The following is a 13645-nucleotide window of genomic DNA, read 5'->3' as shown; positions in this document are numbered from 1 at the left end:
TTAGCGGATCCTGCCTGACGATTTTCGCCTCCAGTCTCTAATGTTCTCTCATACCTGTTTTTTGATGGAGCAACACCATGGCAATTGCGATTGGCCTCGATTTTGGCAGCGACTCGGTTCGCGCTCTGGCAGTGGACTGTACAAGCGGCCAGGAAATAGCAACCAGCGTTGAGTGGTACCCACGCTGGCAAGAGGGGCGCTACTGCGATGCGCCAAATAACCAGTTCCGTCACCATCCACGTGACTACATTGAGTCGATGGAAGCGGCAATCAAAACCGTGCTGGCTGAACTGACCGACGCCCAGCGGGCAGAGATCGTCGGGATTGGCGTCGACAGTACCGGCTCAACGCCTGCCCCTGTGGATGCCGAAGGCCATGTTCTGGCGCTGCGTCCGGAGTTTGCTGATAACCCAAACGCCATGTTCGTGCTGTGGAAAGATCACACCGCCGTTGAAGAGGCCGAAGCCATTACCCGCTTGTGTCACCAGCCAGGGAAAACGGACTACTCGCGCTACATCGGCGGTATTTACTCCAGTGAATGGTTCTGGGCCAAGATCCTCCACGTAACCCGCGCGGACGCATCCGTTGCGCAGGCCGCGGTATCGTGGATTGAACTGTGCGACTGGGTACCAGCCCTGCTCTCCGGTACCACGCGTCCGCAGGATATCCGCCGCGGACGCTGCAGCGCCGGACACAAATCCCTGTGGCATGAAAGCTGGGGTGGCCTGCCACCGGCGGCGTTCTTCGATGAACTCGATCCCGTCATCAACAAGAGTCTGCAATACCCGCTGTTCACCGACACCTTCACCGCCGATATTCCGGTGGGTACGCTTTGTGAAGAGTGGGCGACGCGCCTGGGTCTGCCGCAAAACGTGGCCATCTCCGGCGGGGCGTTTGACTGTCACATGGGCGCGGTGGGTGCCGGTGCCCAGCCAAACACGCTGGTGAAGGTAATCGGCACCTCCACCTGCGACATTCTTACCGCGGATAAAGCCAGCGTAGGCGATCGGGCGGTAAAAGGCATCTGCGGCCAGGTTGACGGTAGCGTCGTACCGGAGTTTATCGGTCTGGAAGCGGGTCAGTCCGCCTTTGGCGATATCTACGCCTGGTTTGGCCGCGTGCTGGGCTGGCCGCTGGATCAGCTGGCGGCGGCGCATCCTGAGCTGAAGACCCAGATTGCCGAAAGTAAAAAGCAGCTTTTGCCGCAGCTCACCGCCGCGTGGGCAAAGAATCCTTCTCTCGATCACCTGCCGGTAGTGCTCGACTGGTTCAACGGTCGCCGTACGCCATTTGCCAACCAGCGCCTGAAAGGGGTGATCACCGATCTTAACCTCGCTACCGACGCGCCAGCGCTGTTTGGCGGCCTGATTGCCGCAACTGCTTTTGGGGCGCGCGCCATTATGGAGTGCTTCACCGAGCAGGGCATCGACGTCAACAACGTGATGGCACTGGGCGGCATCGCCCGTAAAAACCCGGTAATCATGCAAGCCTGTTGTGACGTGCTGAACCGTCCGCTGCAGATTGTCGCCTCCGATCAGTGCTGTGCCCTCGGGGCAGCGATCTTCGCGGCCGTTGCGGCAGGCGTTCATGCCGATATCCCGACCGCGCAGCAGCACATGGCGAGCGCTGTCGAAAATACCCTCCAGCCGCGTGCTCAGCAGGCGCAGCGTTTTGAACAGCTTTATCAGCGCTATCAGCAATGGGCAAAAAGCGCCGAACTTCACTATCTCCCTGTCGCCGCCCCGGCCAAACACACCGCGGACACTACGGCAACCCTGACACATTAAGGACACAATAATGACCATTTTTAATAATTATGAAGTGTGGTTTGTCATTGGCAGCCAACATCTGTACGGGCCGGAAGCGCTGCAACAGGTGACGAAACATGCTGAGCACGTGGTCAACGCGCTCAATGCAGAGGCTAAACTGCCGTGCAAACTGGTGCTCAAACCGCTCGGCACGACCCCGGATGAGATCACGAACATCTGCCGCGACGCGAACTACGACGATAAATGCGCTGGCATGGTGGTGTGGCTGCACACCTTCTCGCCGGCCAAAATGTGGATCAACGGTCTGGCCATCCTCAATAAACCACTGATGCAGTTCCATACCCAGTTCAACGCGTCCCTGCCGTGGGACAGCATTGATATGGACTTTATGAACCTGAACCAGACCGCGCACGGCGGCCGCGAGTTCGGCTTTATCGGCGCACGTATGCGCCAGCAGCATGCGGTCGTTACCGGCCACTGGCAGGATCAGCATGCGCAAAAACGTATCGGCTCCTGGATGCGCCAGGCGGTGTCCCGACAAGATACTCGTCACCTGAAAGTGGTGCGTTTCGGCGACAACATGCGTGAAGTGGCGGTCACCGACGGCGATAAAGTTGCCGCACAGATTAAATTTGGTTTCTCGGTGAATACCTGGGCCGTGGGCGACCTGGTGCAGGTGGTGAATGAAATCAGCGATGGCGACGTAAGCGCGCTGGTCGACGAATACGAAAGCAGCTACCGTCTGACCCCTGCGGCACAAATTCACGGTGACAAACGCCAGAACGTGCTGGATGCAGCACGTATCGAGCTGGGCATGAAACGCTTCCTGGAACAGGGTGGCTTCCATGCCTTTACCACCACCTTTGAAGACCTCCACGGCCTGAAACAACTGCCCGGCCTGGCGGTACAACGTCTGATGCAGCAGGGCTACGGCTTTGCCGGCGAAGGCGACTGGAAAACTGCCGCTCTGCTTCGCATTATGAAAGTGATGTCAACCGGTCTGCAGGGCGGCACCTCCTTTATGGAGGACTACACCTACCACTTCGAAAACGGCAACGACCTGGTACTGGGCTCGCATATGCTGGAAGTGTGTCCTTCCATTGCCGTTGAAGAGAAACCGATCCTCGACGTGCAGTACCTTGGCATTGGCGGAAAAGCCGACCCGGCACGTCTGATCTTCAACACCCGTACCGGTCCTGCCATCAACGCCAGCCTCATTGACCTGGGCGACCGTTTCCGCCTGCTGGTGAACTGTGTGGATGCGGTTGAAACCCCGCATTCTCTGCCAAAACTGCCGGTCGCCAACGCCCTGTGGAAAGCGCAGCCTGACCTGCCAACCGCCTCGGAAGCCTGGATCCTGGCCGGTGGCGCGCACCACACCGTCTTCAGCCACGCGCTGGATCTGAACGACATGCGTCAGTTCGCCGAACTGCACGACATCGAACTGACCGTCATTGATAACGATACCCGCCTGCCCGCGTTCAAAGACGCGCTGCGCTGGAACGAAGTCTATTACGGTTCAAAACGTTAACAGGGGAACCTTTGGCCTGCCGCAGGGCGGGCCTCTTTTCCTGGAGGATTGCATGTTAGAAGATCTCAAACGTCAGGTACTGGAAGCCAACCTGGCGCTGCCCAAACACAATCTGGTGACGCTGACCTGGGGCAACGTCAGCGCCGTTGACCGCGAGCACGGCGTCTTCGTGATAAAGCCGTCAGGGGTGGATTACACGGTAATGACCGCAGAAGATATGGTTGTCGTCAGCATCGCCACGGGCGAAGTGGTGGAAGGAAAGAAAAAACCCTCCTCCGACACGCCAACGCATCGCCTGCTCTACCAGGCCTTCCCGACCATTGGCGGTATTGTGCATACCCATTCGCGTCATGCGACCATCTGGGCGCAGGCCGGCCAGTCCATTCCAGCGACCGGAACCACGCACGCAGACTACTTTTACGGCACCATTCCCTGCACCCGTTTGATGACTGATGAAGAGATCAACGGCGAGTATGAGTGGGAAACCGGCAACGTTATCGTCGAAACGTTTGAAAAACAGGGTATCGACGCTGCGCAAATGCCCGGCGTGCTGGTGCACTCCCATGGACCTTTTGCCTGGGGCAAAAACGCCGAAGATGCGGTACATAACGCGATTGTGCTGGAAGAGGTCGCGTATATGGGCATTTTCTGCCGCCAGCTGTCTCCGCAGCTTCCGGATATGCAGCCAACCCTGCTGGATAAACACTACCTGCGTAAACATGGCGCAAAAGCCTATTACGGGCAGTAAACTGTATATATACCCAGCATAAAATATTCAACCAGGCTATAATCAAGCCTGGTTTTGTTTTATGGGATAGCGGCGTGGCGCAGGCGCAAGAAGGTTTTTTACTTACCCGACACTGGCGGGATACTCCTCAGGGCACCGAGGTGGCATTCTGGCTGGCGACGGACAACGGCCCGCTGCACGTGACCCTGCCGCCGCAGGAGTCCGTGGCTTTTATCCCGAACGATCACGTTGAGAAAGTAAAGCAACTGCTGCGCGGTGAAAATGGCTGGCGCCTGACGCCGCTTGAACTGAAAGATTTCCACCGTCAGCCCGTACATGGCCTTTACTGCCGCGCCCATCGCCAGCTGATGCGTTATGAAAAACTGCTGCGCGACGCTGGCGTGACGCTGTACGAAGCCGATATCCGCCCGCCAGAACGTTTTCTGATGGAGCGGTTTATTACTGCCCCCGTCTGGGTCGACGGCACCGCGCAAAACGGCAGCCTTATTAACGCCCGTCTCAAACCCAACCCCACCTACCGGCCGCCGTTGAAATGGGTCTCGCTGGATATCGAAACCACTCGCCACGGTGAGCTGTACTGTATCGGCCTTGAAGGCTGCGGGGATCGGGTTGTTTATATGCTTGGCCCCCCGAATGGCAACGCGTCCGCGCTGGATTTCCGGCTGGAGTATGTCAACAGCCGGCCACAGCTTCTGGAAAAGCTAAACCAGTGGTTTGCCGATCGCGATCCCGATGTGTTGATCGGCTGGAACGTGGTGCAGTTCGATCTGCGCGTGCTGCAAAAACATGCTGAACGTTACCGCATCCCCCTGATGCTGGGGCGCGGAAACAGCGAGCTGGAATGGCGCGAGCACGGTTTTAAAAACGGTGTGTTTTTCGCGCAGGCCAATGGCCGCCTGATTATCGACGGCATTGAGGCGCTCAAATCTGCCTTCTGGAATTTTTCCTCTTTCTCTCTGGAAGCGGTGGCGCAGGAGCTGCTCGGCGAAGGGAAATCCATCGACAATCCGTGGGACAGGATGGATGAAATCGACCGGCGCTTTAACGAAGACAAACCGGCGCTCGCCACCTACAACCTGAAAGATTGTGAGCTGGTGACGCAGATTTTCCACAAAACGGAGATCATGCCCTTCCTGCTCGAGCGCGCGACGGTGAACGGCCTCGCCGCTGACCGGCACGGTGGCTCCGTGGCCGCCTTTAGCCACCTCTATTTCCCGCGTATGCACCGGGCGGGCTATGTCGCCCCCAACCTCGGTGATGTGCCGCCGCAGGCAAGCCCAGGCGGTTACGTGATGGATTCCCGGCCCGGGTTGTATGACTCCGTGCTGGTGCTGGACTACAAAAGCCTCTATCCGTCCATTATTCGCACCTTCCTGATCGATCCCGTCGGGCTGGTGGAAGGGATGGCGCAGCCTGACGATTTGCACAGCACAGAAGGTTTTCTCGGGGCCCGCTTCTCACGGGAAAAGCACTGTCTGCCGGAAATCGTGGGAAACATCTGGCACGGTCGCGACGAGGCTAAGCGTCATGGCAACAAGCCCCTTTCTCAGGCGCTGAAAATTATCATGAACGCGTTTTACGGGGTTCTGGGGACCAGCGCCTGCCGCTTCTTCGACCCACGACTGGCGTCATCTATCACCATGCGCGGGCACGACATCATGCGCCAGACCAAAGCGTTGATTGAATCCCAGGGTTATGACGTTATTTATGGCGATACGGATTCCACCTTTGTCTGGCTTAAGGGCGCGCATTCTGAAGAGGATGCCGCGCGAATCGGCAAATCGCTGGTGACTTTTGTGAACGCCTGGTGGCAGGAAAGTTTGCAAAAAGAGCGGTTAAGCAGCGCGTTAGAACTGGAGTTTGAAACCCATTTCAGCCGCTTTTTAATGCCCACCATTCGCGGTACCGACCAGGGCAGTAAGAAGCGCTACGCCGGACTTATTCAGGAAGGTGACAAGCAGCGAATGGTCTTTAAAGGGCTGGAAACCGTACGCACCGACTGGACGCCGCTGGCACAGCAGTTTCAGCAAACGCTTTATCTGCGTATCTTTCGCAACGAGCCTTATCAGGACTACGTGCGTGAAACAATTGCCAGCCTGATGGCCGGTGAACTCGACGCCCAGCTGGTGTACCGCAAGCGCCTGCGCCGCCCGCTGGCGGAATACCAGCGCAACGTTCCGCCGCACGTCCGCGCGGCGCGTCTGGCGGATGAGGAGAACGTGCGCCGGGGGCGTGCCCCGCAGTATCAGAACCGGGGAACCATCAAATACCTCTGGACCACCAGCGGCCCGGAACCCGTGGATTACCAGCACTCGCCTCTGGATTACGAGCACTATCTTACGCGTCAGCTTCAGCCGGTCGCGGACGGAATTTTGCCCTTCATCGACGACGACTTTGCTACACTAGTGACAGGGCAACTTGGCCTATTTTGACACGTGACGAAATGGCTGCCATCCAGTACCATAGCGCCCTTTCCATTCCCGGACCCATTTTTCAATGACTGTCTTTTTTGACGGTGGTTGAACTATTGCCTGCAATTTACGATTAGAGCCGAACAAATATGCCTTTTACACTTGGTCAACGCTGGATCAGCGATACAGAAAGCGAACTTGGATTAGGAACCGTGGTTGCCGTGGATGCACGAATGGTTACCCTCCTTTTCCCTGCTACCGGTGAAAACCGCCTGTACGCCCGCAATGATTCCCCTGTGACCCGCGTGATGTTCAACCCGGGTGACACCGTGACCAGCCACGACGGCTGGCAGCTAAAGGTCGAAGACGTAAAAGAAGAGAATGGACTGCTCGCCTACATCGGGACTCGCCTGGACACCGACGAGGCCAATGTCATCCTGCGTGAGGTGCTGCTCGACAGCAAACTGGTATTCAGTAAGCCGCAGGATCGCCTGTTTGCCGGGCAAATCGACCGTATGGATCGCTTCTCCCTGCGCTATCGTGCGCGCAAGTTCCAGAGTGAACAGTACCGTATGCCGTGGAGCGGCCTGCGCGGTCAGCGTACCAGCCTTATCCCCCACCAGCTGAACATCGCCCATGACGTGGGCCGCCGTCACGCACCTCGCGTACTGCTGGCAGATGAAGTGGGCCTGGGGAAAACCATTGAAGCGGGCATGATCCTGCATCAACAGCTGCTTTCCGGCGCAGCCGAGCGCGTGCTGATTGTGGTACCCGAAACCCTGCAGCACCAATGGCTGGTCGAGATGCTGCGCCGCTTTAACCTGCGTTTCGCTCTGTTTGATGACGAGCGCTATGCAGAAGCCCAGCACGATGCGGACAACCCGTTTGAAACGGAACAGCTGGTGATCTGCTCTCTGGATTTCGTACGCCGCAGCAAGCAACGTCTTGAGCATCTGTGCGACGCCGAATGGGACCTGATGGTGGTCGATGAAGCGCACCATCTGGTCTGGAGCGAAGATGCACCAAGCCGGGAATACATGGCCATCGAACAGCTTGCCGAGCGCGTACCAGGCGTCCTGCTGCTGACCGCAACGCCGGAGCAGTTAGGTCTGGAGAGCCACTTCGCCCGTTTGCGCCTGCTCGATCCAAACCGCTTCCATGACTTTGAGCAGTTCGTTGAAGAGCAGAATAACTACCGTCCGGTCGCCGATGCCGTTGCCCTGCTGCTGGCGGGTAAACATCTCTCGAATGACGAGCTCAACACCCTGAGCGATCTGATTGGCGAGCAGGATATTGAGCCTCTGCTGCAGGCGGCCAACAGCGACAGTGACAACGCGGATTCCGCGCGTAAAGAACTGATCGATATGCTGATGGATCGCCACGGCACCAGCCGCGTCCTGTTCCGTAACACCCGTAACGGGGTGAAAGGTTTCCCGAAACGCGAATTGCATACCATCAAATTGCCACTGCCGACGCAGTACCAGACGGCCATTAAAGTTTCCGGCATTATGGGCGCGCGCAAAACTGCTGAAGAGCGTGCACGCGACATGCTCTACCCGGAACAGATTTACCAGGAATTTGAAGGCGATACCGGCACCTGGTGGAACTTCGACCCGCGTGTTGAGTGGCTGATGGGCTATTTGACCGCGCACCGTTCTCAGAAAGTGCTGGTGATCTGCGCCAAAGCAGCCACCGCGCTGCAGCTGGAGCAGGTCCTGCGCGAACGCGAAGGTATTCGCGCCGCCGTGTTCCACGAAGGGATGTCCATCGTCGAGCGTGACCGTGCCGCGGCATGGTTTGCAGAAGAGGACAGCGGTGCCCAGGTTCTGCTGTGCTCTGAAATCGGGTCTGAAGGCCGTAACTTCCAGTTTGCCAGCAACCTGGTGATGTTCGATTTGCCGTTCAACCCGGATCTGCTGGAACAGCGTATCGGTCGTCTGGATCGTATTGGCCAGGCGCATGATATTCAAATCCACGTACCTTACCTGGAAAAAACCGCCCAGTCCGTACTGGTGCGTTGGTTCCACGAAGGTCTGGATGCGTTTGAGCATACCTGTCCGACCGGCCGCCCGATTTACGATCAGGTGCACGCCGATCTGATCGGCTATCTGGCCGCGCCAGAGAATACCGACGGGTTTGATGAACTGATCAAAGCCTGCCGTGATAAGCATGAAGCGCTGAAATCTCAGCTGGAACAGGGTCGTGACCGCCTGCTGGAGATCCACTCCAACGGCGGTGAAAAAGCCCAGGCGCTCGCTGAAAGCATTGAAGAGCAGGATGATGACACCAGCCTGATCAGCTTCTCCATGAACCTGTTCGACATCGTTGGCATAAACCAGGACGATCGTGGCGAGAATTTGATTGTCCTGACCCCGTCCGACCATATGCTGGTCCCGGATTTCCCTGGCCTGCCGGAAGATGGATGCACCATCACCTTTGAACGTGATGTGGCGCTGTCGCGCGAAGATGCGCAGTTCATCACCTGGGAGCACCCGCTGATCCGCAACGGTCTGGATTTGATCCTCTCAGGCGATACCGGCAGCAGCACCATCTCGTTGTTGAAAAACAAAGCGCTGCCAGTGGGTACCCTGTTGCTGGAACTGATTTACGTTGTCGAAGCGCAGGCGCCGAAACAGCTGCAGCTCAACCGCTTCCTGCCGTCAACGCCTGTGCGTCTGCTGCTGGACAAAAACGGCACGAACCTCGCCGCTCAGGTTGAATTCGAGAGCTTTAACCGCCAGCTGAGCGCGGTGAACCGCCATACCGGCAGTAAGCTTGTCAACGCGGTACAGCAGGATGTGCACGCTATTCTGCAACTGGGTGAAACGCAGATCGAAAAAGCGGCCCGGGCGCTGATTGATGCCGCACGTCAAGAAGCCGACGACAAACTGTCCGCGGAGCTCTCCCGTCTGGAAGCGTTGAAAGCGGTAAACCCAAACATCCGTGATGACGAGCTGGCGGCGATCGAGAGCAACCGTCAGCAGGTGCTGGAAAGCCTTAATCAGGCAGGCTGGCGTCTGGATGCCCTGCGTCTTATCGTTGTGACGCATCAGTAAACGGAGCGCAAGATGGTGATGGAGCCTTACAATCCACCTCAGGATCCCTGGCTGGTGGTGCTTTATCAGGATGAGCACATTATGGTGGTCAACAAGCCCAGCGGCTTGTTGTCCGTGCCAGGGCGTCTGGATGAGCACAAAGACAGTGTGATGACGCGTATTCAGCGTGATTATCCTCAGGCGGAGTCTGTCCATCGTCTGGACATGGCCACCAGCGGTGTGATTGTAGTGGCGCTGAATAAAGCGGCGGAACGCGAGCTGAAACGCCAGTTCCGCGATCGCGAGCCGAAAAAGCAGTATGTCGCACGTGTCTGGGGGCATCCTCAGCCGGCGGAAGGGCTGGTGGATTTACCGCTGATCTGCGACTGGCCGAACCGACCAAAACAAAAGGTCTGTTACGAAACCGGCAAAGCAGCACAAACCGAGTATGAAGTGCTGGAGTACGCGCCAGATAACACTGCGCGCGTGCTGCTTAAGCCGATTACCGGGCGCTCGCACCAGCTGCGTGTCCATATGCTTGCGCTGGGGCACCCGATTCTGGGGGACAGATTTTACGCGCCGCCCGATGCACTGGCGCTGGCGCCACGCCTGCAGCTGCATGCGCAGACGCTCACCATCACCCATCCGGTTTTTGGCAATGCAATGACGTTTAAAGCCCCAGTCGACTTCTGAAAAAAAGGCCCGACAGTGTCGGGCCTTTTTTATTTGAAACTTTTCTTCTCTTTAATCAACTCGTACGCTTTCTGAATTTCCTGCGCTTTTTGCTTCGCCATCTCCATCATCTCCGGCGGTAAACCTTTCGCGACCAGTTTGTCCGGGTGGTGCTCACTCATCAGCTTACGATAGGCACGCTTGATGGTGGTTACATCGTCCGATGGCTTCACCCCCAGCACGTTACAGGCATCCTCCAGCGTCGGCCCCCGCTGCGCCTGCTGCCAGGCACCGCCAGAGGACTGCTGGTGATAGCCGCCGCCAAACTGCGCACCGCCCTGCATCATGCGCAGGAACTGGTCGAACTGCATACGGGAGATGCCCAGCTCTTCCGCAATAACGTATAAAACATCGCGTTCATTAGGATGAAGTGAACCATCGGCAAACGCCGCCTGGATTTGGATCTCCAGAAACATCCGAATTAAATCAAAACGGCCGAAGCAGATGCTGCGGAACTGACGCATTTTATCGCGCAGCGGATAGTTATCCGCTTTACCGATGCGAAACGCATTTTGTGCCGCGAGACGGGAGTCACCATGCAGATTCATGCGGTCCATAAAGACGCTGGCTATCTGAATATCGGCTTCCGTCACACGCCCTTTTGATTTGGTTAAGTGCCCCATCACCTCAAACGTGGTGGAGAAAAAGAGGGACTGACGCTCACGCTGATTGGCAAACCAGGCCATTTTGCGGCTGCGAGCCTTATCAAACATATGGCCGATAATAAGCCCCAGTACGATCCCCCAGAACCCGGCACCCGTGATGATGGCGAACGCAACGCCGATTATTTTACCCCAATACTGCATATACTCCCCGGTTAGTCATGTTCCTGGCCGACGCAACGTCATCATCACAGTGTTCAAGCCACGGTCAATTGAAGGACATCGCCTATAATTTGCTTTATCATACTCGTCATTCGATAGCGAGCCTAACACTCTGGCGCGCAAACGGGCAGGATTAACGCTGGTACTGCGCTGATGAGTAAGATAGTCTCTGAGCGTTTGTAAGCCGTAGCCACTGATGACGGAACAATAAAATACAACGTATGAAAAAACGTATCCCCACCCTCCTGGCCACAATGATTGGCACCGCCCTGTACAGCCAACAGGGACTGGCGGCCGATCTCGCCTCGCAGTGTATGCTTGGCGTCCCAAGTTATAATCGTCCACTGGTAAAGGGCGATACGAATAGCTTGCCGGTAACCATTACTGCCGATAGCTCTAAAGGCACATATCCTGACAATGCGACATTTACTGGCAATGTGGATATTAACCAGGGCAACAGCCGTCTGCAGGCAGATGAAGTGCAATTACACCAGAAGCAGCCGGAAGGTGCGGCCGAGCCGGTACGAACGGTGGATGCGCTGGGTAATGTGCACTATGACGACAATCAGGTCATCCTGAAAGGTCCGAAAGCCTGGTCAAACCTGAATACCAAAGACACTAACGTCTGGGAAGGTGATTACCAGATGGTAGGTCGCCAGGGGCGCGGTGATGCAGACCTGATGAAGCAGCGCGGCGAAAACCGCTATACGATTCTCGAAAACGGCTCTTTCACGTCCTGTCTGCCCGGGTCTAATACCTGGAGCGTGGTCGGAAGTGAAGTCATCCATGACCGTGAAGAGCAGGTTGCCGAGATCTGGAACGCCCGCTTCAAGCTCGGTCCGGTACCCGTTTTCTACAGCCCTTACCTGCAGCTTCCTGTGGGTGACAAACGCCGCTCAGGTTTCCTGATCCCGAATGCCAAATACAGCACCACGAACTACTTTGAGTTCTATCTGCCGTATTACTGGAACATCGCGCCCAACATGGACGCCACGATCACGCCGCACTATATCCATAAGCGCGGCAACGTTATGTGGGAAAACGAGTTCCGCTACCTGACGCAGGCGGGTACTGGCCTGATGGAACTGGATTATCTGCCGTCGGATAAAGTCTTCCAGGATGAGCATCCAACAGAAGGCGATAAACACCGCTGGTTGTTCTACTGGCAACATGCCGGGGTAATGGACCAAGTCTGGCGTTTTAACGTTAACTACACCAAGGTTAGTGACCCATACTATTTCAACGACTTTGACTCCAAATACGGGTCCAGTACAGATGGCTACGCCACGCAGAAATTCAGCGTGGGGTACGCTATTCAGAACTTCGACGCCACGGTCTCTACCAAGCAGTTCCAGGTCTTTAGCAGCCAGAACACAAGTACTTACGGTGCAGAACCGCAGTTGGACGTTAACTGGTACCAGAACGATGTTGGTCCGTTTGACACCCACGTGTATGCCCAGGCCGTGCACTTCGTTAACACGAACTCGGATATGCCGGAATCCACGCGTGTTCACCTCGAGCCAACCATCAATTTGCCGGTGTCAAATGACTGGTCGAGCCTGAATACCGAGGCCAAACTGATGGCCACCCATTACCAGCAGAAGAATCTCGACTGGTATAACAACCGTTACGGCACCGATCTCGAAGAATCCGTGAACCGCGTCCTGCCGCAATTCAAAATGGACGGCAAACTGATCTTCGAACGCGATATGGGTCTTCTGGCGGAGGGTTATACCCAGACGCTTGAGCCACGTATGCAGTATCTGTACGTCCCGTATCGCGATCAGAGCAACATTCAGAACTATGACTCCTCATTCCTGCAGTCTGACTACAGCGGTCTGTTCCGCGACCGTACCTACGGTGGCCTCGACCGTATTGCGTCAGCAAACCAGTTAACGACCGGCGTCACAACGCGCGTTTATGATGATGCCGCCGTTGAACGTTTTAACGTTTCTGTTGGTCAAATCTACTATTTCACCGAGTCCCGGACCGGTGATGACGACATTAACTGGGAAAAAGACAACAAAACGGGTTCTCTGGTGTGGGCAGGTGATACCTACTGGCGTATGACCGATCGCTGGGGTTTACGCGGGGGTGTGCAGTACGATACGCGTCTCAACAACGTTGCGACAAGCAGTGCGGCGATTGAATACCGTCGTGATGAAGACCGTATGCTGCAGTTGACCTATCGTTACGCCAGCCCGGAATATATTCAGGCCACGTTGCCAAACTATGCGAATACGGATCAGTACAAAGACGGCATCTCGCAGGTGGGTGGCGCAGCGAGCTGGCCAATCGCCGATCGCTGGTCAATCGTCGGTGCTTACTACTTTGACACCAACACCAGTAAACCTGCTGACCAGATGGTTGGTCTGCAATATAACTCCTGCTGCTACGCGCTACGTGTCGGTTACGAACGTAAGCTTAACGGCTGGGATACCAAGAATGAACAGGGCAAATACGATAACGTGATTGGCTTTAATGTCGAACTGCGCGGCCTGAGCTCCAACTACGGCCTGGGCACGCAGCAGATGCTGCGCTCGAACATTCTGCCGTACCGCAGTTCCTTGTAATGTGCTTAATTTGCAACGTAAT

The 13645-nt window shown here is 56.4% G+C and carries 8 protein-coding genes; 7 read left to right on the top strand and 1 reads right to left on the bottom strand.

Annotated elements, in window-relative coordinates:
- Window positions 1-77 precede the first annotated feature (77 nt).
- From araB to rluA, 6 genes are all read left to right on the top strand, one after another.
- Window positions 78-1787 carry a ribulokinase gene (gene araB / locus BJP35_RS08205; RefSeq protein ID WP_032681674.1) on the top strand — a complete coding sequence of 570 codons (1710 nt, stop codon included), beginning with the start codon at window positions 78-80 and terminating at the stop codon, window positions 1785-1787.
- A 10-nt stretch (window positions 1788-1797) separates the two neighbouring features.
- Window positions 1798-3300 (top strand): L-arabinose isomerase, encoded by a 1503-nt coding sequence (gene araA / locus BJP35_RS08200; protein ID WP_014168604.1) that lies wholly within the window; start codon window positions 1798-1800, stop codon window positions 3298-3300.
- A 52-nt stretch (window positions 3301-3352) separates the two neighbouring features.
- Window positions 3353-4048, top strand: coding sequence for an L-ribulose-5-phosphate 4-epimerase (araD, locus tag BJP35_RS08195; RefSeq protein WP_047743399.1), 696 nt, complete (start codon window positions 3353-3355; stop codon window positions 4046-4048).
- 74 nt (window positions 4049-4122) lie between these two features.
- The gene (gene polB / locus BJP35_RS08190) at window positions 4123-6480 is read left to right on the top strand and encodes a DNA polymerase II (RefSeq protein ID WP_032679614.1); all 2358 of its coding nucleotides are present in this window, start codon (window positions 4123-4125) and stop codon (window positions 6478-6480) included.
- Window positions 6481-6608: 128 nt separating this feature from the next.
- Window positions 6609-9515 carry an RNA polymerase-associated protein RapA gene (gene rapA / locus BJP35_RS08185; RefSeq protein ID WP_040018606.1) on the top strand — a complete coding sequence of 969 codons (2907 nt, stop codon included), beginning with the start codon at window positions 6609-6611 and terminating at the stop codon, window positions 9513-9515.
- Between the two features lie 12 nt (window positions 9516-9527).
- Complete coding sequence (gene rluA, locus BJP35_RS08180) at window positions 9528-10187, top strand: bifunctional tRNA pseudouridine(32) synthase/23S rRNA pseudouridine(746) synthase RluA (RefSeq protein WP_014168600.1); 660 nt, start codon at window positions 9528-9530, stop codon at window positions 10185-10187.
- Between the two features lie 29 nt (window positions 10188-10216).
- Here the strand turns inward: rluA and djlA are convergent, their stop codons facing one another.
- On the bottom strand, window positions 10217-11032 hold the full coding sequence (gene djlA / locus BJP35_RS08175) for a co-chaperone DjlA (RefSeq protein WP_086463027.1): 816 nt from the start codon (window positions 11030-11032) through the stop codon (window positions 10217-10219).
- 239 nt (window positions 11033-11271) lie between these two features.
- On the opposite strand from djlA, the gene lptD reads away from it, so the two are divergent.
- Complete coding sequence (gene lptD, locus BJP35_RS08170) at window positions 11272-13623, top strand: LPS assembly protein LptD (RefSeq protein WP_059306549.1); 2352 nt, start codon at window positions 11272-11274, stop codon at window positions 13621-13623.
- The last annotated feature ends 22 nt before the right edge of the window (window positions 13624-13645 follow it).

The sequence above is a fragment of the Enterobacter sp. J49 genome, assembly GCF_002148625.1.
GTDB classification, from domain to species: Bacteria; Pseudomonadota; Gammaproteobacteria; order Enterobacterales; family Enterobacteriaceae; genus Enterobacter; species Enterobacter ludwigii.
The sequence above is the reverse complement of the archived record's forward strand: the minus strand, read 5'-3'. Positions and strand labels throughout refer to the sequence as shown.